This window comes from Aureimonas altamirensis (genome assembly GCF_023702225.1).
GTDB lineage: Bacteria > Pseudomonadota > Alphaproteobacteria > Rhizobiales > Rhizobiaceae > Aureimonas > Aureimonas altamirensis_B.
In genome coordinates this window covers 163,755-189,648 of sequence record NZ_JAMQCO010000001.1, presented here as the reverse complement: position 1 = coordinate 189,648, position 25,894 = coordinate 163,755, and the positions used below count along the sequence as shown (strand labels likewise).

General features: G+C 67.9%; 27 protein-coding genes. 20 read left to right on the top strand and 7 right to left on the bottom strand.

Translation table 11 applies throughout. The features are described from left to right. The 4 genes from mch to NDN16_RS00880 are packed head-to-tail and all read right to left on the bottom strand — an operon-like array spanning window position 1 to window position 3,992. Complete coding sequence (mch, locus tag NDN16_RS00895; protein ID WP_251111740.1) at window positions 1-969, bottom strand: methenyltetrahydromethanopterin cyclohydrolase; 969 nt, start codon at window positions 967-969, stop codon at window positions 1-3. Next, window positions 966-2,087 (bottom strand): ATP-grasp domain-containing protein, encoded by a 1,122-nt coding sequence (locus NDN16_RS00890; RefSeq protein WP_251111739.1) that lies wholly within the window; start codon window positions 2,085-2,087, stop codon window positions 966-968. The genes mch and NDN16_RS00890 overlap by 4 nt, the downstream gene beginning before the upstream one ends. A gap of 1 nt (window position 2,088) precedes the next feature. Further along, the gene (locus NDN16_RS00885) at window positions 2,089-2,988 is read right to left on the bottom strand and encodes an NAD(P)-dependent methylenetetrahydromethanopterin dehydrogenase (RefSeq protein WP_251111738.1); all 900 of its coding nucleotides are present in this window, start codon (window positions 2,986-2,988) and stop codon (window positions 2,089-2,091) included. After that, a complete protein-coding gene (locus tag NDN16_RS00880) occupies window positions 2,985-3,992 on the bottom strand; it encodes a beta-ribofuranosylaminobenzene 5'-phosphate synthase family protein (protein ID WP_251111737.1) in 1,008 nt (335 codons plus the stop codon). Before NDN16_RS00880 ends, NDN16_RS00885 begins: the two co-directional genes overlap by 4 nt. Window positions 3,993-4,156: 164 nt before the next feature. Here NDN16_RS00880 and NDN16_RS00875 point away from each other — a divergent pair, with 164 nt between their 5' ends. The 11 genes from NDN16_RS00875 to NDN16_RS00825 all read left to right on the top strand — a co-directional run bounded on the left by NDN16_RS00875 (window position 4,157) and on the right by NDN16_RS00825 (window position 15,568). Then, window positions 4,157-5,245, top strand: coding sequence for a hypothetical protein (locus NDN16_RS00875; RefSeq protein WP_251111736.1), 1,089 nt, complete (start codon window positions 4,157-4,159; stop codon window positions 5,243-5,245). Beyond that, window positions 5,242-6,861, top strand: a complete 1,620-nt coding sequence (locus NDN16_RS00870) for a formylmethanofuran dehydrogenase subunit A (RefSeq protein ID WP_251111735.1) — start codon at window positions 5,242-5,244, stop codon at window positions 6,859-6,861. Before NDN16_RS00875 ends, NDN16_RS00870 begins: the two co-directional genes overlap by 4 nt. Beyond that, the gene (gene fhcD, locus NDN16_RS00865; protein ID WP_251111734.1) at window positions 6,858-7,766 is read left to right on the top strand and encodes a formylmethanofuran--tetrahydromethanopterin N-formyltransferase; all 909 of its coding nucleotides are present in this window, start codon (window positions 6,858-6,860) and stop codon (window positions 7,764-7,766) included. The genes NDN16_RS00870 and fhcD overlap by 4 nt, the downstream gene beginning before the upstream one ends. After that, the gene (locus tag NDN16_RS00860) at window positions 7,763-8,560 is read left to right on the top strand and encodes a formylmethanofuran dehydrogenase subunit C (RefSeq protein ID WP_251111733.1); all 798 of its coding nucleotides are present in this window, start codon (window positions 7,763-7,765) and stop codon (window positions 8,558-8,560) included. The genes fhcD and NDN16_RS00860 overlap by 4 nt, the downstream gene beginning before the upstream one ends. Before the next feature lie 238 nt (window positions 8,561-8,798). Next, window positions 8,799-10,118, top strand: a complete 1,320-nt coding sequence (urtA, locus tag NDN16_RS00855; protein WP_435301036.1) for an urea ABC transporter substrate-binding protein — start codon at window positions 8,799-8,801, stop codon at window positions 10,116-10,118. Window positions 10,119-10,203: 85 nt separating this feature from the next. Further along, window positions 10,204-11,814 (top strand): urea ABC transporter permease subunit UrtB, encoded by a 1,611-nt coding sequence (gene urtB, locus NDN16_RS00850; RefSeq protein ID WP_251111731.1) that lies wholly within the window; start codon window positions 10,204-10,206, stop codon window positions 11,812-11,814. Beyond that, complete coding sequence (gene urtC, locus NDN16_RS00845; protein ID WP_251111730.1) at window positions 11,811-12,956, top strand: urea ABC transporter permease subunit UrtC; 1,146 nt, start codon at window positions 11,811-11,813, stop codon at window positions 12,954-12,956. Before urtB ends, urtC begins: the two co-directional genes overlap by 4 nt. 6 nt (window positions 12,957-12,962) lie before the next feature. Continuing rightward, window positions 12,963-13,742, top strand: a complete 780-nt coding sequence (gene urtD / locus NDN16_RS00840; protein ID WP_251111729.1) for an urea ABC transporter ATP-binding protein UrtD — start codon at window positions 12,963-12,965, stop codon at window positions 13,740-13,742. Window positions 13,743-13,746: 4 nt separating this feature from the next. Next, on the top strand, window positions 13,747-14,442 hold the full coding sequence (urtE, locus tag NDN16_RS00835; protein ID WP_251111728.1) for an urea ABC transporter ATP-binding subunit UrtE: 696 nt from the start codon (window positions 13,747-13,749) through the stop codon (window positions 14,440-14,442). A gap of 4 nt (window positions 14,443-14,446) precedes the next feature. Beyond that, window positions 14,447-15,241, top strand: coding sequence for an urease accessory protein UreD (locus tag NDN16_RS00830; protein WP_285292349.1), 795 nt, complete (start codon window positions 14,447-14,449; stop codon window positions 15,239-15,241). A gap of 24 nt (window positions 15,242-15,265) precedes the next feature. Then, window positions 15,266-15,568 (top strand): urease subunit gamma, encoded by a 303-nt coding sequence (locus NDN16_RS00825; RefSeq protein ID WP_251111726.1) that lies wholly within the window; start codon window positions 15,266-15,268, stop codon window positions 15,566-15,568. 4 nt (window positions 15,569-15,572) lie between these two features. Here NDN16_RS00825 and NDN16_RS00820 read toward each other — a convergent pair whose 3' ends face one another. Next, window positions 15,573-15,770 carry a hypothetical protein gene (locus tag NDN16_RS00820; RefSeq protein WP_251111725.1) on the bottom strand — a complete coding sequence of 66 codons (198 nt, stop codon included), beginning with the start codon at window positions 15,768-15,770 and terminating at the stop codon, window positions 15,573-15,575. Window positions 15,771-15,951: 181 nt separating this feature from the next. Between NDN16_RS00820 and NDN16_RS00815 the strand changes: the two genes are divergently transcribed. Beyond that, the gene (locus NDN16_RS00815) at window positions 15,952-16,257 is read left to right on the top strand and encodes an urease subunit beta (protein ID WP_251111724.1); all 306 of its coding nucleotides are present in this window, start codon (window positions 15,952-15,954) and stop codon (window positions 16,255-16,257) included. 4 nt (window positions 16,258-16,261) lie between these two features. Here NDN16_RS00815 and NDN16_RS00810 read toward each other — a convergent pair whose 3' ends face one another. Both NDN16_RS00810 and NDN16_RS00805 read right to left on the bottom strand, forming a co-directional pair. Then, window positions 16,262-16,678, bottom strand: coding sequence for a hypothetical protein (locus NDN16_RS00810; RefSeq protein ID WP_251111723.1), 417 nt, complete (start codon window positions 16,676-16,678; stop codon window positions 16,262-16,264). 78 nt (window positions 16,679-16,756) lie between these two features. Continuing rightward, a complete protein-coding gene (locus NDN16_RS00805; RefSeq protein ID WP_251111722.1) occupies window positions 16,757-17,194 on the bottom strand; it encodes a hypothetical protein in 438 nt (145 codons plus the stop codon). 117 nt (window positions 17,195-17,311) lie between these two features. Between NDN16_RS00805 and ureC the strand changes: the two genes are divergently transcribed. From ureC to xdhC, 8 genes are read left to right on the top strand one after another with little or no spacing between them, the layout of a single operon-like run. Continuing rightward, a complete protein-coding gene (gene ureC / locus NDN16_RS00800; protein WP_251111721.1) occupies window positions 17,312-19,024 on the top strand; it encodes an urease subunit alpha in 1,713 nt (570 codons plus the stop codon). Window positions 19,025-19,073: 49 nt separating this feature from the next. Continuing rightward, window positions 19,074-19,415: an MliC family protein gene (locus tag NDN16_RS00795; protein ID WP_251111720.1), complete on the top strand. Its 342-nt coding sequence runs from the start codon at window positions 19,074-19,076 to the stop codon at window positions 19,413-19,415. A 7-nt stretch (window positions 19,416-19,422) separates the two neighbouring features. Then, window positions 19,423-19,878 carry an urease accessory protein UreE gene (locus NDN16_RS00790; RefSeq protein WP_251111719.1) on the top strand — a complete coding sequence of 152 codons (456 nt, stop codon included), beginning with the start codon at window positions 19,423-19,425 and terminating at the stop codon, window positions 19,876-19,878. 31 nt (window positions 19,879-19,909) lie between these two features. After that, complete coding sequence (locus tag NDN16_RS00785) at window positions 19,910-20,533, top strand: urease accessory protein UreF (RefSeq protein ID WP_251111718.1); 624 nt, start codon at window positions 19,910-19,912, stop codon at window positions 20,531-20,533. After that, the gene (gene ureG / locus NDN16_RS00780) at window positions 20,530-21,198 is read left to right on the top strand and encodes an urease accessory protein UreG (protein ID WP_251111717.1); all 669 of its coding nucleotides are present in this window, start codon (window positions 20,530-20,532) and stop codon (window positions 21,196-21,198) included. The genes NDN16_RS00785 and ureG overlap by 4 nt, the downstream gene beginning before the upstream one ends. Then, window positions 21,195-22,634, top strand: coding sequence for a xanthine dehydrogenase small subunit (gene xdhA / locus NDN16_RS00775; RefSeq protein WP_251111716.1), 1,440 nt, complete (start codon window positions 21,195-21,197; stop codon window positions 22,632-22,634). The genes ureG and xdhA overlap by 4 nt, the downstream gene beginning before the upstream one ends. Beyond that, window positions 22,634-25,027 carry a xanthine dehydrogenase molybdopterin binding subunit gene (gene xdhB, locus NDN16_RS00770; RefSeq protein ID WP_251112070.1) on the top strand — a complete coding sequence of 798 codons (2,394 nt, stop codon included), beginning with the start codon at window positions 22,634-22,636 and terminating at the stop codon, window positions 25,025-25,027. The genes xdhA and xdhB overlap by 1 nt, the downstream gene beginning before the upstream one ends. After that, entirely contained in the window at window positions 25,024-25,863 is an 840-nt protein-coding gene (xdhC, locus tag NDN16_RS00765) for a xanthine dehydrogenase accessory protein XdhC (RefSeq protein WP_251111715.1), read from the top strand. Before xdhB ends, xdhC begins: the two co-directional genes overlap by 4 nt. Window positions 25,864-25,894: the final 31 nt, after the last annotated feature.

Here is a 25,894-nt window from a genome sequence, read left to right as displayed (position 1 = left end):
TCAGCCGAAGGACGTGTCGACGAGCCGTTCGTCGAGCCCGCCGGAGCGGAAGGTTTCGCCAGTCTCGAGCGCCACGACGGTCACCTCAGCCGGGGAAAAGAGCGTTGGATCTATCTTGTAGAAGTCGCCGTCGAAACGGCGGAATATCTCCGCGAAGGGCGCGCCGTAATCCTTGCACATGCTGCTGGGCAGGTTCTGCGCCAGACGCCGCGCCTCCACGGCCGACCCTTTGACATGCAGGCGGATGCGCCCTCCATAGATGACGGCATCGTTGGTGCGTCCCATGGCGGTGATGAAGTCGGGGTGCGGCGGCGGCAGCGGGGCGGTGCCGATGCCTTCGACGATGTCGGCAAGGGCGAAGCCCATCTCGTGCGCCTTGTGCAGCGCCACTTCCACCACCCTGGCCACGATCTGCACGGTGCCGGCAAGACTTTGCGTCGGGGCATAGATCAAGGTCAGGTTGGCCGGCTCGACGCCACAATCCTCGCACAGGCGGCGCACCAGGGCTTCCGGCGGCGCGCTGGACGTCTCCAGTACCAGCGTCGCGGCATCGCTGTCGTCGCGATAGCCGAGATCCTCGAACAGGGGTTCGCGGCGGGCGAGTGCCCGGGCCGGGCCGGAGCCCATGGCGAAATAGCCCGCCTTGCCCGCGCCGTGCGTCAGCTGCCAGCCTGCATACTGGCTGGCAAGGCAGGCCAGCACGGGCCGCGACGTGGCCACGGTGACGCCGAAGGGATGGTTGCGAAGCCCGGTGCCCGCGTCGAGCCGCACGGTGCCGAGGCCACCCAGGCAGATTTCGGCGATGATGCGGCCCGCCTCGATGCTGCCGGGCGTGCGCGCGCCGGCATCGACGAGCGTTTCGCCGGAGCCGCCTTGCGATACCGCCACGCGTAGCGCGGCGGCGTTCCGCTTGAGGACATCGACGAGCGGCAAAGCTCCACGGTTGACGGAAACATGGTCGCTCGTCATGCGGCATCCCTCCTCAGGCAAGAGAGAAGATGGGTCCGCCGGCCGTCGAACAGACGGCGGGCGTCGACCTCTCTTCCGTCATGGGCCCCGTCTTCCACGCAGACGGTGCACAGCGGCTCCCCCGCCGCAACCTGCGCGCCGGCGGCGGGCAGGTCGGCCGCCCAGTCCGGCCATGCGAAGGCGGCGTCCACGGCGCCGGCCTCCGTGGCCCAGGCGAGGCCGCTTGCCCGGATGCCCGGTCGCTTCGGCTGCCGCCGGCTGCCAAGGCCGTGCACGGCGGCAAGATGATGGACCAGCAGCGGGTCTTCCGGGGTATCGTGCACATCCAGGGTGGCGCCGGGCCGCGGGTTGATCTCCAGAAGCGTTGCCACCGCACCGTCGACCACGAAATCGGCGCTGCCGATGCCGACCAGCGGGATCCGGTCGAGAACGCCTTCGACCGCTTCGACGAGCCTGGTCTCGATGGAGAGAGGCAGGGGCCCGACGGCCCCGCCATACCGGTAGGGCGCGCTCGAAACCGGGTCGCACCATTGGCGCGTGACGCCGAGGCTGGCGATCTGCACGCCGTGCGCCACGAAGCCCAGAGACAGGCGCTCGCCCGGAACGACGCGCTGGAAGTAATGGCCGGCAGGGTCCGCCAGGCTTTCGGCCGGCACGACATGCCCACCGCCCGCACCACCCTGCCGCTTGCCCAGCCAGCCGCGCCTGTCGGCCGGCGGGGTCATGCGCGTTTCGGGATGCGGCACGTTCGCGGCGGCGCAGGCTCCGGCAAACAGGATGGGGTCCTTGATGCGGCGCACGGTCGCGGCCTCGTTGCCGAGCACCGGCCAGAACCGTGCGATCTCGTCCAGAAGGTCGGGCCTGTCCTCGAAGCCTGCACCGTAGACGAAGCCCAGGGGCCGCCGCCCATTGGCAAGACGCGTGAGCGCGCCCATCAGCGCCGGGCCGGAGAACCCGTCCGGATAGCCGCCCGGCAGGCTTTCGCAGGCAAGGCACAGCGGGGCGAGGTCCCTGTCGTTGAAGAAGTCGACAGCGAGCACATCGTAACCCGCCGCTACGGCGGACCGGGCAATCTGGCGGGCCGAGAAGGCGGCGACGAGAAGACAGGCCCTGGCCACTCTATCCGACCTTGAGCGAGCGGGCGAAGGCGAAGGCGTCGCGGAAGTCGAGCGCCAGCGGCGTTTCGCTTTCGATCATCCGTGCGAACAGGCCCGACTCGGTCTTGTACTTGATGTTGCCGATGGCCAGCGCGCCGATGCCCACGGCATTCGTGCCGTCGATGGGCTTGCCGTCGTCGAATGGGTCGATGCCCTCTATGCCGGCGGGCGGAACGGCGTTGACGTCGGCGGCGATACGCAGGCTATGCGAACCTTGCAGCAGGCCGCGATCCAGCACGCGCACGCCGGCCTTGGCGGCGGCCAGCGCCACATCGACCTTGCCCAATATGGCAGCCTTCGCGGCATCGTCCGGCCCGTCCGCCGCATCGACGTCGATATCGAAGCGCGCCTTCATCTCCTCGGCCCGCCTGCGCACCCGCTCCACCCCATTGTGGCCGACAAGGGTCACGCGGGCGCCCTCGAGCGCGGCTATGACGGCGGCGCAATAGCCGACGACGCCCGTAGCGCCGAACACGGCCACCGAACACTCCCGCAGCGTCTTGCCGGGCCCCGCCTTCAAGGCGGCCTCGACTGAGGCCACCATGGCGGCGGCCGTGGTGAAGGAGCCGGCCGGATCGGCGAAGAGATGGACACCGAACGGCGGCACCATCGCCCGGCGAGCCGCATCCATCATGTCCAGGGCCAGCACCGCATCGTCGCCGCCGAAGAAGATCGCCGTCGACCGTCCCCATTTCGGCGGACGCGAGAACATGGCGTCCTGCACCAGATCCGGCACTTCCGACAACTCGACCGACTCATAGGGAATCACGACGCCGAAGCCCGCATCGCTTGCCATGTTCACGTCGAAAGGGCTGACATGCTTGTGCGGTGTCAGCATGTGAAGAATCTTCGCTTCGCTCATCGGGCTCCCTCCATCCTGTCATGTTCCATGCCGTCCAGCCGATGCGGGACGGTCTCGACGACCGCCCCGCCGCCGCGCGCCGCGACGACGCGTATGTCGAGACCATCGGCAAGACCCTTGCCGACAAGGCCGCGCCGGAGATTCTGCGCGGCGTCCTCGCTGTCGGCGAAGGCAAAGCCGGTGGGCCCCCAGGAGCTCTGTCCGGTTCCGTGAGCGCCCATGGCGTCCAGGGCAGCCATGGCTGCGCCGACGCGCGGGCTGGTGAATACGCCCCCCTGCGCCGGAGCGAAGTGCGCGCCGACCATGCGCTGGATTTCGTGGACCGCAGCGCCGAACCCCTGGATGTCGCGTTCCGCGACGCAGGGCAGCATCTGCATCAGGGTGAGCCGGCAGATGCGCGCCGCATCGCCCTCGGGAAAGGGCGGGAGGCGCCGGAACGCCTCGGCCTCGGCTGCACCGTGGATGCCTTCGCCCTTCCTGTCCATAACCAGCAGCACGCGCCATTCGGACGGGAATTGCAGGCATGACACGATGGGCGGGGGCCTGTCGCGGCTGCCCTTGCCGCCATCCACCATCAGGCCGCCGCGGCGGAAGAGGCCGGCTCCGAGACCGGAGCGCAGGCCCCGGCCCAGACGCGCCGCATCGCCCTCCGGGTCCAACGGCAGCCCTTCCAGATGGCGCAGGGCCGCCGCGACGGACAGCGCAAGCTGGGTTCCCGAGCCAAGCCCCGAATGCGAGGGAATGGCCTTGGAAACATGCAGCGAGAAGGGGCCCGGAAGCGCAAGGTGCCGGGAGATCGCCTCCAGGTAGCGTGCGGCCCGCCGACCCTCCAGCCCGGTCACCCTGTCGGCCCCGCCGGTGGCATGGCACAGGGTCAGAGAGGTCCAGGGTTCGGCAATGCCGAGCCCGATGCCGCCGAATGTGCGGCCGAGGCTGCCATTCATGTCGAGAAAGCCGAGATGTAGGCGCGCCGGAGCCAAGACGCGGACGACGTCCGTTTTCACGAATCCCCCTGCCATCGCGTGCCCACGAGTATTATGAGTCAAAAGATCGCAACCGCCAAGACAAGTCGCGATCGCCGTCATTGCGCATTGCAGCACCATTTTGCGCTTCACCTCGATGGCAGCCTCGACTAGAAATCGTTTCGGGGCGCCAGAAAGCGATCAAGTTGGGCAGTGCATTCGTTGCAGGGGGCGAGGTCGCCCTCGAACAAGCCATCGACATGGCGGCCCTGGCCCTTGTCCGTGCCAGATGCGCTTTGGTGACCGGGCTGGACGCGGACGCCAACGCCGTTCGCTCTGCGCATCGGCTCGCCCGCGCCTGCGGCGGCGTCATCGACCACGCCGGCTCCGGCGGCATCTACCCCTTCCTGTCTGCCTATCGCGATCACGGCCTGGTCATGGGCCTGTCGCCCGAAGTGCGACGCCGCGCCGACCGTATCCTGGTGGTCGGCGCCGATGCCGCGAGGCTCCACCCCGGCTTTCTCGACGACCTGGGACAGGCCGGCCCGGACCTGCCCACACCGCAGGAGGGGCCGCGGCGCTTGTTCTGGCTGGGACCGGCCAGCGCCCCTTGCGTCATCCCGGCGTCGCTCCGGCCGGAATTCGCGGCCTGTCCGCCGGACCGGCTGACCGAGGCGCTGGCCATCCTGCGCGCCGGTGTCAAGGGACATCGCCACGGCGCCGGCCCGATGGGCGAGGCCGATGTTGCGCGGCTTCTTGCCTTCGTGCAGGGCGCCCGGTTCGGTGCGATCGTCTGGTCGGCGGCCGCCACCTGCGCGATCGGCAACGAGATGGCCGCCGGCCTGATCGACGACTTGAATACCGGCCGCCGTTTTACGGCCCTGCCGCTTCTGCCGGACGATGGCGCCTATGGCGCGGCGCTCCTGTCCACGTCCATCACCGGCTTTCCCCTGCGCGTGTCCTATGCGGGCGGAGCGCCGCGGCACGACCCCTATGCGTTCGACGGCATTCGCATGATCGCGCAGAAAGAGTGCGACCTCGTCCTGGCCGTCTCCGAGACGGCGGAGGTCATCGACGGCAGCCATATCGCGGTCGGGCCCGCATTTCGGACAGATGCCGCCGACATCGTGATCCGCGCCGCCATTCCCGGACAGCCCGTCTATTTTCGCCCGCAACTCGGCGGTTTCGGCCGGTCCGCCACTGGTGGAGAACCTGGCGCGATGGCGATCCCTGAGGCTCTGCGCGCTCTGGAACAGGCGGTGCGGCATCGGCATTCGGCGGAGGAGCGGCCATGACGATCCTGTTGAAAGGCGGCCGCATCCTGGATCCGGCGGCCGGGCGCGATGCGGTCGGGGATGTCGTCGTGACGGAGGGCCGGATCGTGGAGGGGGCGTCCGGCCCCGACGAAGTGATCGACTGCACGGGCCTCGTGGTGATGGCCGGCGGCATCGATATCCATTCCCACATCGCCGGCGGGCTGGTGAATACCGCGCGGCTGCTCCTGCCCGAGTTTCATCCGGCGCATGCGCGGCGTCCCGCCGCAACGGCCTTGTCGCAGGTGGGCTGGACCACCTGGGAAACGGGGACGCGCTACGCCCGGATGGGCTTCACCATGGTGGTCGAGCCCGCCATGGGCCCATCGGGCGCCCTGCATACCCATCTGGAACTGGCGGATATCCCGATCATCGATCGTGCGGCGCTGGTGGTTCTGGGCAATGACGATTTCCTGCTGTCGCGCCTGCGGGACGGCGCGGGCGAGGCGGAGATCGACGATTATGTCGCGTGGCAGGTTTCCGCGGCCGGCGCCCTCGGCGTCAAATGCATCAATGCCGGCGGATCGGCGGCCTTCAAGGCCGATGTCCGCAGCTTCGGTTTCGACGACGAGGTGCCGGGATACGGGCTTTCGTCGCGGCGTATCGTAAAGGCACTGCATGACAGCGTAGGACGGCTCGGCATCGCGCATCCGCTGCACGTCCACTGCAACAATCTGGGAGTGCCGGGCGAGGGACAGGCCGCTGCCGAGGCCACGATGCTTGCCGCCGAGGGCGTTCCGATGCACCTGGCCCATATCCAGTTCTACGGCTACGGCACCGATGGCCGCCGTGGCTTCTCGTCGCAGGCGCGGCGGCTGGCCGACCTCGTCAACACCCGGCCCGAGCTGACCGTGGATATCGGCCAGGTGATGTTCGGCCAGACCGTCACCATCTCGTCCGACGAATTGCGCCAGTTCGCCGGGCGGCCGCTGGCCCGCCCGCGCAAGTCGGCCATCGTGGACGGCGACGCCAATGGCGGCGGCGTCGTGCCGATGAACTATCGCCAGACCGATTACTACAACGCCATGCAGTGGGCGATCGGGCTGGAGCTCTTCCTGCTGATCGAGGATCCGTGGCGGGTCTTCTTCACCACCGACCATCCGAACGGGGCTCCCTTCACCACCTATCCGGATCTCTTCGCGCTGCTGATGAGCCGCGACTTGCGCGCCGAGTGGCTCGATGCTCTGCCGCCGGGCGTACGCAAGCACAGCGCGCTGGCGGAACTCTCGCGCGAGTACACGCTGACGGAGATCGCCATCATGACGCGCGCCGCCCCGGCACGGCTGCTGGGCCTGCCGGACCGGGGCACGCTGGCCCCCGGCGCACGGGCAGATATCTCGGTCTTTCGTCCGGGCGCGGATGTCGCCGCGATGTTCGGCGCAGCCGAGCATGTGCTGAAGGATGGCGTGCCCGTTGTGCGCGGCGGGCAGGTCACCGCCACGCCCGCCGGGCATACGATGGCGTTGTCGCGCCCCCGCGACCGCGCGATGGTGCGTCGGCTGGAGACCTTCTACGACCAGAAATACGGCTTGCCGCTGCGCTGGTTCGAGGTGGAAGACGGCGCGCTGGGCGGCGGCGTGCTGGAGGTCGTGCGATGAGCGCGCGCCTCGTCAACGGCGTCACCGTCGACGACACGTTCGCCGAGGCCTTCCCCATGCGCGGCACCGCCCTCGTGGTGACGGCGGTCGACGAAGCGTGGGCCATCGAGGCAGCGCGTTCCTTTACGGGTTTTGCCACGTCGGTCATCGCCTGCGGCTGCGAGGCCGCCATCGATGCCGTCCTGGCACCGCAAGACACGCCGGACGGGCGGCCGGGCGTGCGTATCCTGATTTTCGCGATGGATACCGCAGGGCTCGGGAAACAACTCGCCACACGGCTCGGACAGTGCATCCTGACCAGCCCTTCTTCCGCCTGCTATGCCGGGCTGGAGGGCGAGGCGCGGCTGCCGCTGGGCGATGCGATCCGTTACTTCGCCGATGGCTGGCAGATCTCCAAGCGTATCGGCGCGCGCCATTTCTGGCGGCTGCCGGTGATGGAAGGCGAGTTCCTGTGCGAAGCCTCCACCGGATTGACGAAAGAGGCCGTGGGCGGCGGCAATCTTCTGCTGCTGGCCTCCGACGCCGCACGCGCGTTGGCCGCGGCGGAGGCGGCGCGCGACGCCATCGCCGCCATCGACGGCTGCATCATGCCGTTTCCCGGCGGCATCGTGCGCTCCGGCTCCAAGATCGGCGGCAAGTACAAGGGCATGATGGCCTCCACCAACGATGCCTACTGCCCGACGCTGAAAGGCACGGTCGACAGCGCCCTGTCGCCGGAGATCGGCTCGGTGCTGGAAATCGTCATCGACGGACTGAGCTTCGACCACGTCGCGGCGGCTATGCGGGCGGGGCTGGCCGCTGCCGTCGCCCTTGGGCCGGAACGGGGCGCCATGCGTATCTCGGCCGGCAATTACGGCGGCAAGCTCGGCCCCCATCACTTCCGCCTCCTGGATCTCCTGCCATGACCGCGTCCGTCCTGTCCCTGCGTGCATCGCCTTGTGAACGGCTGGACATGTCCGGCATCGACCCATCGGCTTTCGCCGCTTCGACGCCGGCGGAGATCGCCGGTTTGCCCATCGGCATGGCGCGGGGCGGGCCGTTGCTGGGCGATCTGTTCGACATCCGAATCGGCGATGAAGCCGCCCTAGTGATCGAGGGCGGCTCGCCGCGACTGGACGGGCTGGGCCAGGGGCTGGAGGCCGGTACGATCCGTGTCGTCGGCGATGTCGGACAACTGGCCGGCCGCGGCATGACGGGAGGACATCTCGATATCGAGGGCGGGGCGGGGCCGCTGGCGGGCTCCGGCATGGCCGGGGGCAGCATCCGCATCGGCGGCGACGCCGGCGACCGTCTGGGCGGGCCGATGCCCGGCGAAATGGCCGGAATGCGCGGGGGGCAGATCGTCGTCAGGGGCGATGCAGGCGCGCGCGCCGGAGACAGAATGCGGCGCGGCACGATCATCGTTGCCGGAAGCGCGGCTGCTTATGCCGGATCGCGGATGATCGCCGGCACGCTCGTCGTCGGAGGCGCCTGCGGAGCCGGGGTCGGACAATTGATGCGGCGCGGCACGATCGTCCTTGCGGCCGCGCCGGCATCCGTGCCGGCAAGCTTCGTCGACAACGGCGTCGCCGAGATCCTGTTTCTCCGCCTTCTCAGCCGTCTCGTGCCGGACATGCCGGCCTTGCCCTCCTCGCTGCGCAGACTTGCAGGCGACATGACGACCATCGGTAAAGGCGAAATCCTGTTGCCCATTGCATGATCAGTGGAGGCATCGGGCGCATTGCGTAGGCAGAGTGCCTAATCAGTGACCTGCAGTTGTGAGCGCGCGTTACCGCTTTTGACGCATGCCTGTCGCGTTGCGGAAAAAATAGGCTTTCGTTTCATGGCGCGCCACCCGTCGCAGGCGGGCTGTCGCAAGTTGGCATGAGGCTTGCACACCTCTCCGTCGGCAACCGCATGTCGCGGTCGACGAAATGGAGATGGGGATGACTTCAGCTATGCAATGGGTGCGGGGGGCGCTCGGCGCCACCATGATTTCGGCGACAAGCCTGACGGGGGCCTTTGCGCAGGACGCCGCCGCGCCGCAGGGCGAGCCGATCAAGGTCGGCGTGCTGCATTCGCTGTCCGGCACGATGGCCATTTCCGAGACCACGTTGAAAGACGCGATGCTCATGCTCATCGACGAGCAGAACAAGAAGGGCGGCCTTCTCGGACGGCCGCTCGAGGCGGTGGTGGTCGATCCGGCATCCGACTGGCCGCGCTTTGCGGAACTGTCGCGCCAGCTCCTGACGCAGGACAAGGTCGCGGCCGTCTTCGGCGCGTGGACGTCGGTGTCGCGCAAGTCGGCGCTGCCGGTCTTCGAGGAGTTGAACGGCATCCTGTTCTACCCCGTCCAGTACGAGGGCGAGGAATCCTCCCGCAACATCTTCTACACGGGCGCCGCCCCCAACCAGCAGGCCATTCCGGCCGTCGACTACCTGGCGCAGGAAGAAGGTGTCGAGCGCTGGGTGCTTGCCGGCACCGACTATGTCTATCCGCGCACGACGAACCGCATCCTGGAAACCTACCTGAAGGACCAGCTCGGCGTCGCCCAGGAAGACATCATGATCAACTACACGCCCTTCGGCCAGTCCGACTGGCAGTCGATCGTGTCCGAGATCAAGGCGTTCGGCAGCGCCGGCAAGCGGACCGCCGTCGTTTCCACCATCAACGGCGACGCCAACGTGCCCTTCTACCGTGAGCTGGCCAACCAGGGCGTCAAGGCCGAGGACATCCCGGTCGTGGCGTTTTCGGTCGGCGAGGAAGAGCTGGCCGGCATCGACACCGCGCCGCTGGTCGGCCATCTGGCGGCCTGGAACTACTTCATGAGCGTCGATACGCCCGAGAACGAAGAGTTCATCAAGAGCTGGCACGCGTTCATCGGCAACGAGGACCGCGTCACCAACGATCCGATGGAAGCCCATTACATCGGCTTCAACATGTGGGTTAAGGCCGTCGAGAAGGCCGGGACGACCGATCCGGATGCCGTCATCGATGCGATGGTCGGCGTCTCGGTGCCGAACCTGTCGGGCGGCTACTCCAGCATGATGCCGAACCACCACATCACCAAGCCGGTGCTGATCGGCGAGATCCAGGACGACGGCCAGTTCCAGACCGTGTTCGAAACGCCCGGCCTGGTCGTGGCGCAGGAATGGTCCCCCTATCTCGAAGGCTCCAAGGACCTGATCTCCGATTGGCGCAAGCCCATGTCCTGCGGTAATTTCAACGTCGTCACCGGCAAGTGCGGCGGCCAGGGCGAGCAGGCAGCCGCCCAGTAAGGGCGCCTGACGGAAGCCACCTCTCCACCATGCGGCGCGCCGGGCCAGGCTCCGGCGCGCCTCTTGCCAGGGCAAACGGGACAAGATGCTCCGCACCATCATCGCAACCACGTTTCTATGGCTGGCCTGCCTGTGCCTGCCGAGCCCCGCGCTTGCGCAGGACGATCTCGGCGCGCTCGTGAACGCGCTCGGCCAGGGCAATTACAACCAGACCGAAGAGGCGATCGGCGCGCTCGCCGCGACCGGACGGCCGGAAGCCGCCCGCGTGCTGGAAGAGCTGGAAGCGGGCAACCTCGTCTCGCGCAAGGCCGACGGCGCCGTCTTCATCGGAACGCGCGACGGCAATGCCTATGACCTCGAAGATCCGTTGACGGGCGCGGCCGCCGGACAGGCGCCGCGCAGCGCCGTGGAGGCGATCCGCGTCAACAACCGCATACGGCGCGCCGTGCGGGCGGCCATGGGCTCCCTGACGCTGCAGAGCGCGGACGCCGGCCAGCGCCGCGCCGCCGCCAACGCCATCTTTTCCGCCCGCGATCCGGAAGCGATCGAGGCGCTGGACGCCGCCATCGCGGCCGAACCGGACGCCGGCATCGCCGCCCTGATGCGGCAGGCGCGTGCCGGCGCCATCCTCAACTCGGACCGGCCCGAGGCCGAAAAGATCGAGGCGGTGGAGATCATCGGCGCGCGCGGCGATCGCGACGCGCTGGTGATCCTGACGCCGCTGGTGGAAGGCGAGGGGCCGCTTGCGGAAGCTGCCGGCAGCGCATTGGAGGCGGTGCAGGGCCGGCTGGCGCTGATCGATATCGCCCAGAACGTCTTCTTCGGCCTGTCGCTCGGCTCCGTGCTGCTTCTGGCCGCCATCGGGCTTGCCGTCACCTTCGGCGTCATGGGCGTCATCAACATGGCGCATGGCGAGATGGTGATGCTGGGCGCCTACACGACCTTCATGGTGCAGCAAATCCTGCGCGACCATGCGCCGGGCCTGTTCGACCTGTCGCTGCTGTTCGCCTTGCCTGCCGCCTTCGTCGTGGCCGGCCTCGTCGGCGTCGCCATCGAGCGCGGCGTCATCCGCTTCCTGTACGGCCGGCCGCTGGAAACGCTGCTGGCCACATGGGGCGTCAGCCTGATCCTGCAGCAGGGCGTGCGCACATTGTTCGGCGCGTCCAACCGCGAGGTCTCCTCGCCATCCTGGATGTCGGGCACCATCGACGTGTTCGGCGCAAGCCTGACCGTCAACCGCCTCGTCATCATCCTGTTCGCCATGGCGGTTCTGGCCGGCCTGATGCTGCTCCTGAAGGCCACGCGCTTCGGCCTGTCCATCCGCGCCGTGACGCAGAACCGGCGCATGGCGGCGGCCATGGGCATTCGGACGCCGTGGGTCGACGCGATGACCTTCGGCCTCGGCTCGGGCATCGCCGGCGTCGCGGGCGTGGCGCTCAGCCAGATCGACAATGTGAGCCCCAATCTCGGGCAGAGCTACATCATCGATTCCTTCCTCGTCGTCGTCTTCGGCGGCGTCGGCTCGCTCTGGGGCACGCTGACGGCCGCGATGTCGCTGGGCGTCGTCAACAAGTTCCTCGAGCCCTATGCCGGCGCCGTGCTGGCCAAGATCTTCATCCTGGTGCTCGTGATCCTCTTCATCCAGAAGCGGCCGCGCGGTCTCTTCGCGCAGAAGGGAAGGGCGGTGGAAGCATGATCGCCAAACGTCTCTTCGGCGGGCCGGGCGGCTTCGTCTTCATTGCCGTGCTCCTGTCCATCGCGGTCTACGTGCCGCTGGCCAACATCGTCTTCGGGCCGGATTCACCGGCCTCGCTGCCCACCACCTGGGTGGTGCTTCTGGGCCGTTGGCTGGCCTTCGCCATGCTGGCGCTGGCGCTGGACCTCGTCTGGGGCTATTGCGGCATCCTGTCGCTCGGCCATGGCGCCTTCTTCGCGCTCGGCGGCTATGCCATGGGCATGTATCTGATGCGGCAGATCGGGGCGCGCGGGGTCTACGGCAACCCGGACCTGCCCGACTTCATGGTGTTCCTGAACTGGACGGAGCTGCCATGGTACTGGTGGGGCATGGGCAATTTCGGCTTCGCCATGCTGATGGTGGTGCTGGTGCCGGGCCTGCTCGCCTTCGGCTTCGGCTGGCTGGCCTTCCGCTCGCGCGTCACCGGCGTCTACCTGTCGATCATCACGCAGGCGCTGACCTTCGCGCTGATGCTGGCCTTCTTCCGAAACGAAATGGGCTTCGGCGGCAATAACGGCCTTACAGACTTCCGGGATATTCTCGGCTTCGATCTGCGTGCCCGGGAAACGCGCATCGCGCTGTTTTCCATCACCGCACTGATGCTGGCCGCCGCCTTCCTCGTGGCGCGCGGCATCGTCACCTCCAAGCTCGGCATCGTGCTGGTGGCGATCCGCGACGCGGAAAGCCGCACGCGCTTCCTCGGCTACCGGGTGGAGCGGTTCAAGCTGTTCGTCTTCACCGTATCGGCCATCCTGGCCGGCGTGGCGGGCGCGCTCTACGTGCCGCAGACCGGCATCATCAACCCCAGCGAGTTTGCTCCGGCCAACTCCATCGAGGCGGTCATCTGGGTCGCCGTCGGCGGACGGGGAACCCTGTGGGGAGCGGCGCTCGGCGGCCTCGTCGTCAACGCCGCGAAAAGCTGGCTGACGGGGGTTGCGCCGGGCCTGTGGCTCTTCGCCCTCGGCGGCATGTTCATCGCCGTCACCATCCTCCTGCCGCGCGGCATCGTCGGCACGGCCCAGCACGGCTGGACCGCGCTGTCGGAGCGCCGGCGCGCGATGCGGGCGGAAAAGGGCGTCATCGCGGAAAGCGCGGCGGAGTAGGCGGACATGAGCACGCAGATCATCGGCATGCCGAGCCAGCCCGACAAGGGCGGCTCGCTCCTCTACCTCGACAACGTCTCCAAGAGCTTCGACGGCTTCAAGGCCATCAATGCCCTGTCGCTGGTCGTCGGCAAGGGAGAGATGCGGGCCATCATCGGCCCCAACGGTGCGGGCAAGACGACGATGATGGACATCATCACCGGCAAGACCCGCCCCGACAGCGGCGAAGTCTTCTTTCGCGGCACCGTCGACCTGACGCGCCACGACGAGGCGGAGATCGCCATTCTCGGCATCGGCCGCAAGTTCCAGAAACCCACCGTGTTCGAGAACCTCACCGTCACCGACAATCTGAGCCTCGCAATGGCCGGCACGCGCGGCGTGTTCGGAACCTTGTTCTTCAACGCCTATGCCACGGAGTCGAAGCGCATCGCCGCCATCCTGGACGTCACGCGGCTGACGGCGCGGCGCGGCCTCATGGCGGCGGACCTCAGCCACGGGCAGAAGCAGTGGCTGGAGATCGGCATGCTGCTGGCGCAGGATCCCGAGCTGCTGCTGATCGACGAGCCGGTGGCCGGCATGACCGACGCCGAAACGGAAGAAACCGCCCGCCTGTTGCGCGAGATCGCCGAGACGCGGTCCGTCGTGGTGGTGGAGCACGACATGCATTTCGTGCGGGAGCTGGGAGTGAAAGTAACGTGCCTGCACGAGGGCCATGTACTGGCGGAAGGCACGCTCGATGCGGTTTCCGCCGATCCGCGCGTCATCGAAGTCTATCTGGGGCGCTGACGAGATGCTGAAAGTCGACGATATCGACCTCTATTACGGCGCGGCGCAGGCCCTGCGCGGCGTCTCCCTGACAGCGGGCCAAGGGCAGATCACCTGCGTCCTCGGGCGCAACGGCGTCGGAAAGACCAGCCTGATGCGCGCCATCGTGGGCCAGCAGTCCATACGGCGCGGCGCCATCCAATTCGACGGGGCGGCGATCGCCGGCGAAGCGCCCTACCGCCGCGCCCGACGCGGCATCGGCTTCGTGCCGCAGGGGCGCGAGATTTTTCCGCTGCTGACGGTGCGGGAAAACCTGATGACCGGATACGCGCCGCTCAAGCGCGCCGACATGAGTATACCCGACCATGTCTTCGAGCTGTTTCCCGTGCTGAAGAGCATGCTGGGCCGGCGGGGCGGCGACCTGTCGGGCGGCCAGCAGCAGCAGCTTGCCATCGGGCGGGCGCTCGTCACCCGGCCGCGCCTGCTGGTGCTGGACGAGCCGACCGAAGGCATCCAGCCGTCCATCATCAAGGATATCGGGCGGGCCATCCGCTTCCTGAAGGACGAGGCGGGACTGGCCATATTGCTGGTGGAACAGTATCTCGATTTCTGCCGCGACCTGGCCGACAAGGTCTACATCATGGATCGCGGGCAGATCGTGTTCGACGGAGTTGGCGAGGATCTGGATGACCCTTCCGTGCGCAGGCACCTTACCGTCTGACGGCATGCCCACCTTGCAGCGGGCACGCGGCGCGGCGTCGCTGCGGGTGCACCTGCAGGCGGGCCGCACGCGCATCGCCGACCTGTACCAGGAGGGTTGCCTCAAGCTGCGTTTTCCGCGCCTGCCTTCGGCAGAGGCTGTGCTGGTCAACACGGCCGGCGGAATGGCGGGTGGAGACCGTCTGGATGTCGGCATGACGGTTGCCGACGGGGCGGCGCTGACGGTGACGACCCAGGCGGCGGAACGCGTCTATCGCGCACTGGGCGGCCCGGCGCAGCTGGACGTCAAGCTGATGGCGGGCGCGGGCGCGCGGCTGTTCTGGCTGCCGCAGGAGACGATCCTCTACGATGCCGCAGAGCTGCGCCGCAGCCTGACGCTGGACGCCGCTTCCAGTGCGACGTTCCTGCTGTGCGAGAGCGTGGTGCTAGGCCGGGCGGCCATGGGCGAGACCGTCGCGTCCGGGCTGCTGCACGAGCGTTGGCGCATACGGCGCGGCGGCCGGTTGCTCCATGCCGAAGAGGCGCGGCTTTCCGGCGCGATCGGCGAGCTTGGCCGGCAGGCCGCGACGCTGGATGGCGCGCGCGCCTTCGCGACGATCGTCGCGCAACTGCCGGACGCATCGATGCGCCTTGGCGCGGTGCGCGAAAGGCTGCCGCCACGGGCGGGCGGCGCAAGCGTCTTCGAGGGGCTGCTGGCGGTGCGCATCGTGGCCGAGGATGGTTATCGATTGCGGAAAACGTTGATCCCGGTGCTGGAAGTGCTGGCCGACGCGCCATTGCCGCGCCTATGGTCGAGTTGAACTTGAAATCCCGAAGGTAGATCGATGAACCTGACCCCCCGCGAGAAGGACAAGCTCCTGGTTTCCATGGCCGCGATGGTGGCGCGCAGGCGGCTCGAACGCGGCGTGAAGCTGAACCACCCGGAAGCCATCGCGCTGATCACCGATTACGTCGTGGAAGGCGCGCGCGATGGGCGCAGCGTCGCCGATCTGATGGCGGCCGGCGCGTCGGTGCTGACGCGGGACCAGGTCATGGACGGGATCGCCGAGATGATCCACGATATTCAGGTGGAGGCGACTTTCCCCGACGGAACCAAGCTCGTGACCGTACACGAGCCGATACGCTGAGCCTTCAGCGGGGCAGGTCGGCAACCATGCCGCCATCCTTCTCGACGAAGCGATAGCGGCCTTCGATGGCGGAATAGAAGGCGGGTCCCGTGCGATCGCCGATGGTGACGACACGGGTTACGTCGGAAGCGCCCGTTCCGGCAGCGCCGGACGAGAGGGCCACGAGGGTAAGCCCTCCGGCGAGGGCGATCAGCGATTTCATGGTTTCCGTTCCCACCATCCGGTGACGCGGTCTTCAATACGCTTGCCGCGTGAACTTGTCTGTATATGCGATCGTGAAAGGCGGCATTCAAGATGCGTATGGTTAACGGATGGCGCGTCAAAGAGTTGCGCCGCCAACGGGCGTCGTTATGATCGACCGACCATCAATGGGCGAGGTCTGCATGATTCCGGGTGAAGTGATCGTGAAGCCGGGCGAGATCGTCCTCAACGCCGGTGCGGCGGCGATTACGCTGCGCGTCGACAATACGGGCGACCGGCCGGTTCAGGTCGGCTCGCATTACCATTTCGCCGAGACGAACCCGGCCCTGGCTTTCGACAGGCAAGCCGCACACGGCATGCGCCTCGACATTGCGGCCGGTACGGCCGTTCGCTTCGAGCCGGGGCAGGGGCGCGACGTGACGCTGGTTCCATTGTCCGGCAGCCGCACGGTCTATGGTTTCAATGCGCGGGTGATGGGCGCGCTCTAGGTCATCAGGAACCGTCGGGCTTCGGCGTTGCGCTGGGCCACATGCGCAGCGCGGAGCGGATCTGCTCCAGCTGCACGCCGACATGCGGGCGCGGAATGTCGTAAAGACGCGAAGGGCCCGTACGGGCAAGCGACTGGAAATCATCCGTGCCGCCATAAGTGCCGCCGATGGTCGTCGCTGCACCGAAATCGCCCGTGCGGGCCGCGTCGTCCACATTGAGGCTGTTGATGCTGGACGAGCCGGCAGATGCTGCCGGGTCCGGCCCGGCGCCGACGCCGCCGGACGTGCCGCCCACCGATACGCCCGCGCCGCCGAGGCTGGAGCCGCCGCCCGCGCCTGCGCCGCCAAGATCCTGCGCCATGGCCGGGACGCCCAGGCCGAGCGCGAGCATGGCGGCAATCGAAACTCTGGCTATGGTCATTTCGTTCATCCTGGATAGCGACGGTTGTGCAGCTTCAACTGCCAGGAGAATGCAGCGGTTCCGCACGGTTGAGAAGCCTCATTCGACGATACGGGCCCGATCTTTCACCCGGGGCGGCTTCAACTGCGGGCGGGTCACGCCGCTGCGGCTGATGACGCCGGGGTCCGACCGCGAGAACACGCCGGAATTGATGGTGTTCAGATCCGAGCGGCCTTCCGTCGCACGCAATTCCACCGGTGGGGCGGCGCGTGGCTGCACGACCTTGGGGCGCAAATAGCTGTCGTCGAACTCCCGGCCATAGGCGCGCTCTTCCACCGTATCCCCGTAAACCTTGGCGCGTGGAATATCGACATTGCGCCGGACGCGCGGCGCGCCGTCGATCCGCATGCCGGATACGGAAGAGCCCGGGACCCGGCCGAGCGGTCCGGGCTCGTAGGGCTGCGCGACGGCCTCTGTCGAAAGCGTCGCCGCGAGCGCGGTCAGCCCGGCCAGAACAAGGCCCTTCGGGGTAGCCATGGGAATCTCCCTTTCATCGACGCTGCACGCATTGCGAACAGAGGCGGGATCAGCTTAAAACTCAGGCATTCCGAGGTGGCGACTCGTACGCCGCCCATCGATGCCCGGAGACTTGCGATGCCAGCCAGGATAGACCGGTCAACCTATGCCTCCATGTATGGCCCGACCACCGGTGATAAAGTGCGGCTGGCCGATACCGGCCTGATCGTCGAGGTCGAGTCCGACCATACCATCTATGGCGAAGAGGTGAAGTTCGGCGGCGGCAAGGTAATCCGCGACGGCATGGGCCAGTCGCAGGCCTCGCGTGCCGAAGGCGCGGTCGACACGGTCATCACCAACGCGCTGATCGTCGATCACACCGGCATCTACAAGGCCGATATCGGCCTTCGGGACGGGCGCATCGCCGCCATCGGAAAGGCCGGCAACCCCGACACGCAGCCCGGCGTCACCATAATCGTCGGCCCCGGCACGGAGGCGATAGCCGGCGAAGGCAAGATCGTGACGGCGGGCGGTATCGACGCGCATATCCACTTCATCGCGCCGCAGCAGATCGACGAGGCGCTCTACTCGGGCGTCACCTGCATGATCGGCGGCGGAACGGGCCCGGCGCACGGCACGCTGGCAACCACCTGCACGCCTGGCCCGTGGCATATGGCCCGCATGCTGCAGGCGCTGGATGCCTTTCCGATGAACTTCGTCCTGTCCGGCAAGGGCAACGCCTCGCGCCCCGCGGCGCTGGAAGAGATGGTGCGCGCCGGGGCCGGTGCGCTGAAGCTCCACGAGGACTGGGGCACCACGCCCGCCGCCATCGACTGCTGCCTTTCGGTAGCCGACGCCTTCGACGTGCAGGTGATGATCCATACAGACACGCTGAACGAAAGCGGCTTCGTGGAAAACACGGTCGACGCCTTCCGGGGTCGCACCATCCACGCCTTCCACACGGAAGGGGCGGGCGGCGGCCATGCGCCGGACATCATCAAGGTCTGCGGCCTGCCCAACGTGCTGCCCGGCTCCACCAACCCAACGCGGCCCTACACGGTAAACACGCTGGAAGAGCATCTCGACATGCTGATGGTGTGCCATCATCTGGACCCGTCCATTCCGGAGGACATCGCCTTCGCGGAAAGCCGCATCCGCAAGGAGACGATCGCGGCGGAGGATATCCTGCACGATATCGGCGCCTTCTCGATCATCTCGTCGGACAGCCAGGCCATGGGCCGCGTGGGCGAAGTCATCATCCGCACATGGCAGACCGCCGACAAGATGAAGGGCCAGCGCGGCGCGCTGGCCGAGGAGACCGGCGATAACGACAATTTCCGCGTCCGCCGCTATATCGCCAAATACACGATCAACCCCGCCATCGCGCATGGCCTGTCGCGCGAGATCGGCTCGATAGAGGTTGGCAAGCGGGCCGACCTCGTCTTGTGGAACCCGGCCTTCTTCGGCGTGAAGCCCGAGATGGTGCTTCTGGGCGGCACCATCGCGGCCGCCCCGATGGGAGACCCGAACGCCTCCATTCCGACGCCGCAGCCTATGCATTACCGCCCGATGTTCGGCGCTTTCGGAAAGGCGGTCGGTGCGTCCACCGCGCATTTCGTGTCGCAGGCGGCGCTGGACGACGGCATCGTGGAGCGGCTCGGCTGCGAGCGCGCCTTCCTGCCGGTGCAAAACACGCGCGGCGGCATCTCCAAGGCCTCCATGATCCTCAACGACAGGACGCCGCATATCGAGGTGGACCCCGAAACCTACGAGGTGCGCGCCGACGGCGAGCTCCTGACCTGCGAGCCGTCGGCGGTGCTTCCGATGGCGCAGCGCTATTTCCTGTTCTGAAACGGCCTTTATCTAAGGACGGGACACGCAACGGAACGGAGCGCCCGACATGCACCGCATCTTCGCCGCCGCAATCATGCTTGCCCCTGTGGGCGCACTTGCGGCCCCGGTCGAACTGGACCTGCCCGGGCAGGTCGAGCGGACGACGGTCGTCTATTCCTGTTCCGACGGTGTCGACCGCAGCGCGGACTACATCAACGTGGGAGAAAACAGCCTGGCGATCGTGGGCATCGACGGCGCACCGGTGGTATTCGTCAACGTGATCGCGGGCTCGGGCGCGCGGTATGCCGCGCGCCAGTATGTCTGGTGGAGCAAGGGCGAAAGCGTGACCTTCTCCAACGAGATGGAAAGCGACGCCGCCCCCGTCACCTGCACGCAGAAGAAGGCTTGAAACCGGCGTGATCGAAGCTGAAACAATCATCCCCCGCGAGGCCGGGCCCGGCCCGCTGGCCGACACCATCACCCTGGACGAAAGCCAGCGGCACCGACGCCGCATGGCCATGGTTTCGGACGGCGGTATCGCCTTTCTTCTCAACCTTGCGGAGGCCGTGCTGCTGCGCGAGGGCGACGCCATCGTGCTGGGCGACGGGCGGCTCATCGAAGTGCGCGCCAAGCCGGAAGAACTCCATGCCGTGCGCGGTCGCGATGCGGCGCACCTGCTGACGCTGGCCTGGCACCTGGGCAACCGGCATCTGCCGACGGCGATCTCCGGCGACTGCCTGCTGATCCGGCGCGACCATGTGATCGCCGAGATGGTGCGCGGGCTCGGCGGGACGCTGGAAGACGTGGAAGCCGCCTTCGACCCTGCCGCCGGCGCCTATGCGGGCCATGGCCATCACCATCACTATGACTGACCCGGCGTCGGACCATGCGCTGGTCCGGCTCATGACGTGGCTTTCCCCCGGCTTTCCCGTCGGCGCCTTCGCCTTTTCGCACGGAGTTGAGGCTGCCATCGTCGACGGTGTCCTGCACGACCGCGATTCCGTGCGGCAATGGATCTCCACGCTGATCGGGCAAGGCAGTGGCTGGAACGACCTCGTCCTTCTTGCCGCTGCGTGGCGCGCGGATAATTCGGGCGACGGGGCCGCGCTGGACGAGGCCGCGTCCCTCTGCATCGCGCTCGGCGGCAGCCTCGAGCGGCGGGCGGAAACCGCCGCGCTCGGAGCGGCCTTCATCGAGGCGGCGCGCCCCTGGGCCGACATGCCCCATGCGCTGCCCTATCCCGTCGCGGTGGGCGCGGTGGCGGCCCGGTGCGGCGTCGGCATCGAGCCGACGCTGGCCGCCTATGCCCATGCCTTCGCCGCCAACCTGACGACGGCCGCGACACGCCTGATACCGCTGGGGCAGAGCGACATGGTGCATATCGCCCACAGGCTGGAACTCCCGTGCCTTGCGGCGGCGCGCCGCGCCGCGACAAGCGGGCTTGACGGGCTCGGCTCCGCGGCGTTCCTTTCCGATATCGCGGCCATGCGGCACGAGACACAGAAGACGAGGGTTTTCCGATCATGAACCTTGCCGAAAGGAACCTCGCAGGTACGAGGCGCCGACATGGCCCGCTTCGCGTCGGTATCGGCGGGCCGGTCGGGTCCGGCAAGACGACCTTGTGCGAGAAGCTGTGCGTCGCACTGCGCGACCGGCATTCGATCGGTGTCGTCACCAACGATATCTATACGGTGGAGGATGCCGAGGCGCTGGTGCGGCGGCAGGCGCTGCCGGCCGACCGCATCATCGGCGTCGAAACAGGCGGCTGCCCGCATACGGCCATCCGCGAGGATGCGTCCATCAACATCGCGGCCATCCGCACGCTGACCGAGCGGCATGCCGACCTGGACCTGGTGCTGGTGGAGTCGGGCGGCGACAATCTGGCTGCGACCTTCTCGCCCGATCTCGTGGACCTGTCGGTCTATGTCGTCTCCGTGTGCCAGGGCGACGACATCCCGCGCAAGGGCGGACCCGCCATCACGCGGTCGGACTTGCTGATCGTCAACAAGACTGATCTCGCCCCCTATGTCGGCGCCGATCTCGGCCGGATGGAGCGCGACGCGGCTATCGGACGCGGCACGTTGCCGACCATCTTCGCCGATCTGTCACGCGGGAAGGGGGTGGACGCCATCGTCGCCTTCCTTGAAGATACCGGTGGCCTGACCCGGCCCGCCTTACAGGAGCGTGCATGACCGCCATCCGTTTCCTGCTCAACGGGGAAGAACGCCGCGTCGAGGGCCTGGCGCCCACCACCACGGTGTTGAACCATCTGCGATACGGGGAACGCCTGACGGGCACAAAGGAGGGCTGTGCGGAGGGCGATTGCGGCGCCTGCACTGTCCTCGTCAGCGAGCCGGACGGCGCAGGCGGCATCCGCCGCCGCGCGATGAACAGTTGCATCCTGTTCCTGCCGGCCCTGCATGGACGCGCCGTCGAGACGGTGGAGCATTTGGCGCGCGACGGGTTGAACCCGCTGCAGGAGGCGATGGTGCGCCACCACGCAAGCCAGTGCGGTTTCTGCACGCCCGGTTTCGTGATGCAGCTTCATACCGCATGGCTGAACGGAGCGCTCGGCGACCGGCAATCGGTCAAGGATGCCGTGTCCGGCAATCTGTGCCGCTGTACCGGCTACGGACCCATCGTCGATGCCGGCGAGGAACTGGCAAGCCTGGCGCCGCCCGATACCGCGCAGGATGACGCAGAGCTGGCGACGCGGCTGGACGCGTTGCGCGGCCCCGGCGTGCATGCCTATTCGGCGGCGGGCGGCGTCTGGTACGGGCCCCGCGACAGCGACGACCTTGCCGATCTCTATGCGGCCAATCCGGACGCCATTCTCGTTGCGGGGGCGACGGATGTCGGCCTGTGGGTGACCAAGCAGCATCGCCATCTGCCGGTGCTGATCGACGTTTCGAGGGTTTGGGATCTCGCGATGATCGAGGAGGCGGCCGGCCGCGTCTATCTCGGTGCGGCGGTTACGCATGGGCAGGCGCTGGACCAGCTCGCCGACATCCATCCGGCCCTGGGCGCGATGATGCGCCGCTTCGCCGGCTATCAGGTGCGCAGCGCCGGGACGGTCGGCGGCAATATCGCCAACGGCTCGCCCATCGGCGACCTGCCGCCGGCGCTGATCGCGCTGGGCGCCCGGCTGCACCTGCGCAGGGGCGACGACGCGCGCAGCATCGCGCTGGAGGATTTCTTCATCGACTACGGGCGCCAGGACCGTCAGAAGGGAGAGTTCGTTGCCGCCGTCGAGGTGCCGCGCCCGGCGGACGATGAGGATTTCACCGTCTACAAGATATCCAAGCGGGTGGATTCCGACATATCGGCGGTGCTTGCCGCCTTCCTCTTGAAGCGCGGTGCCGATGGCTGCGTCGTGGAGGCGCGGCTTGCCTATGGCGGCATGGCCGGCACGCCGAAGCGGGCGCGTTCGGCCGAGGCCGCATTGCTGGGCCGCCCCTTCGACGCGGCGGCGGTCGGCAGGGCCCGGCTTGCCCTGGCCGAGGATTTCTCTCCACTCACCGACATGCGGGCCAGCGCCGCCTACCGACTGGAGGTGGCCGGAAACTGCCTCGAACGGTTCCGGCTGGAACTGGAAGGCGCGCCGACGCGCCTGTCGGAGCTGGCATGATGGACGAAACCCGCATCCAGGACAGGGGCGAAGCCGGCACCGTGCGGCCGGAAGCGCTGCACGAGACGCCGCCCGAGCGGCGGGACCATCTGAAAGGCGGCGTCGGACAGGCGATCCCGCACGATAGCGGGCCCCTGCATGTCAGCGGAGCGGCGCGCTATACCGATGACGACCCGGAGCTGCCCGGCACGCTGCAGGTCCATATCGCCATGTCGGGGCGGGCGCATGCGCGGATCGCCGCGATGGACCTGTCTGCCGTGCGCTCGCATGCCGGGGTGGCCGCCGTGCTGGCGGCGGCGGACGTGCCCGGCAAGAACGACTATTCGCCCGTTTTCGGCGACGATCCGATCTTTGCGCAGACCCATGTCTTCTATGTCGGCCAGCCGCTGTTTGCGGTAGCTGCGGCGGATCTTGCCACGGCGCGCGCCGCGGCGGCGCTGGCCATGGTGGAGTACGAGGATCTGCCGGCGGCGAACTCGATCGACGAAGCCATCGCGCTCGCCGACGCGGAGGGCGAAGACCTTCTGCCCCCGCATGAAATGCTGCTGGGCGACGTGGCTGCCGCCATGGCTGCCGCGCCGAGGCGCGTGGAGGGGCAGGTCGAGACCGGCGGCCAGGATCACTTCTACCTCGAGGGGCAGGTCGCCTATGCGCTGCCGCAGGAGAATGGCGACATCGTCGTGCGCTCGTCGACGCAGCACCCCTCGGAAGTGCAGCACAATGTGGCCAAGGCCCTGGGCCTGTCAGACCATGCCGTGACGGTGGAGGTGCGCCGCATGGGCGGCGGGTTCGGCGGCAAGGAAAGCCAGCCGGCGCTGATGGCCAGCGTCGCGGCGCTCGTTGCGGCGCGGACCGGCCGGCCGGCAAAATGCCGTCTCGACCGCGACGACGACATGGAGATGACCGGCAAGCGACATGAAATGCGCACGGATTACGCCGTGGGCTTCGACGAGGACGGCAGGGTGCTGGCCGCCGACTTCGCCCACGCGGTGCGGTGCGGCTACTCCCGCGACCTGTCCGCGGCCATCGCGGACCGTGCGATGTTCCACGCCGACAACGCCTATCGCCTGCCGGCCGCGCGCATCCATTCGCGCCGGCTGAAGACGCACACCGTCTCCAATACCGCCTTCCGCGGTTTCGGCGGGCCGCAGGGCATGGTGGCTATAGAGCGCGCCATGGATCGCATCGCCTTCGAACTGGGGGTCGATCCGCTCGATGTGCGGCGGCGCAATTTCTATCCGGCGGGCTCAGACGCCCCGACGCCCTACCACATGCCCGTCACGGACAGCATCATCGGCGAGATCGTCGACGATCTGGAGAGGACTTCCGATTATCGCGCGCGCCGCGCCGCCATCCGCGATTTCAATGCGAGAAGCCCGGTGCTGAAGAAGGGCATCGCGCTGACGCCCGTGAAATTCGGCATTTCCTTCACGACCTCGCACCTCAACCAGGCGGGCGCGCTGGTGCATGTCTACAAGGACGGTTCGGTGCAGCTGAACCATGGCGGCACGGAGATGGGGCAGGGCCTGTTCACCAAGGTGGCGCAGGTGGTGGCCGAGGAATTCCAGATCGACGTAAAGCGCATCCGGATCACCGGCACCAGCACCGGCAAGGTGCCGAACACGTCGGCCACGGCGGCTTCCTCCGGCGCCGACCTGAACGGCATGGCCGCGCAGGCGGCCGCCCGCACCATCCGCGACAGGCTGGTCGCCTATGCGGTGTCGCGCTACGCCGTTTCCCCCGACGCGGTGGCGTTCCTGCCGGGCCGCGTGCGCATCGGCGACAAGGAGTTGCGCTTCGAGGACCTGGTCGGCGAAGCCTACCTGGCCCGCGTTTCCCTGTCCGCCACCGGCTTCTACGCCACGCCCGGGATCCACTACGACCGCGAAAGCGCCAGCGGCTCCCCCTTCTATTATTTCGCCTACGGGGCGGCCGTCTCGGAGGTCGCCGTGGATACGCTGACCGGTGAGAACCGGTTGTTGCGCGCCGATATCGTCCACGATGTCGGCGCATCGCTGAACCCGGCCATCGACCTCGGGCAGGTGGAGGGCGGCTTCATCCAGGGCATGGGATGGCTGACGATGGAGGAATTGTGGTGGGACGCGAAGGGGCGCCTGCGCACCCATGCGCCCTCGACCTACAAGATCCCGACCGCCAACGACCGCCCGGACGACCTGCGCATCCGACTGTGGGACAAGGGGCGCAATCCCGCCGCTACCGTCTACCGCTCCAAGGCCGTCGGCGAGCCCCCCTTCATGCTGGCGCTTTCGGTGTTTTCGGCCTTGGCCGATGCGGTGCTGGCCGCCGGCGGCTACCGGACGTTTCCGGCGTTGAACGCGCCGGCGACGCCGGAGCGCATCCTTGCCGCCGTCGACGCGGTGCGCGGCCGATGAAACTTTCGGTCGCCCTGTCGGATCGGCTTGCCGCGGGCGAGCCCGCCGTGCTCGTGCGCATTCTGGCCGCGCACGGCTCCACCCCGCGCGAGGCGGGCGCGGCCATGATGGTGACGCCGGACGGATCGAAAGGCACGATCGGTGGCGGCGCGCTGGAGATGGAGGCCATCCGCAAGGCCCGGGCGATGATGGGCTCCGGTGCGGCGGACGGTTTCATGGACGTACCGCTTGGCCCCGCCATCGGCCAATGCTGCGGCGGCCGGGTCGAGCTGTCGCTGCAACGGCTGGATGCGCAGGTTCTGGACGCCGTCCGCCGGGCGGAGGCGGCGGCAAGCGGCAGCGACAGGCCGGTCCTTGTGTTCGGCGCAGGCCATACGGGCCGCGCGATCGCGCTTGCCCTGCAGCCGCTGCCCTTTCGCGTGACCGTTATCGATACGAGGCCGCAGCTTCTGGCTGAACTGCCCCCCGGCATCGATTCGCGCGCCATGCCCCTGCCGGAGCAGGCCGTGGCTGCCGCGCCCCCGCACGCCGCCTTCCTGGTCGTCACGCACGACCATGCACTGGATTTCCACATCGCAGCGGCGGCGCTTGCGCGCCGGGACGCGGCCTATGTCGGCATGATCGGCTCCGCCACCAAGCGGGCGCGGTTCAACCGGCATCTGGCCGAGGCCGGGCTGGACGGGGAGGCAGCCCGCCTGCATCTGCCGATCGGCGGGGCCCGCGTGCGCGACAAGCGTCCGGAGGTCATCGCCGCCATGGTTGCGGCCGAGCTTCTCGTTCACTTCATGGGTACAGGCGTGGAAAACCCGATGCACAGGCTTTGCACATGCCCATAGGCCGTGCATAAAACAATCATTCCAGCCTTCC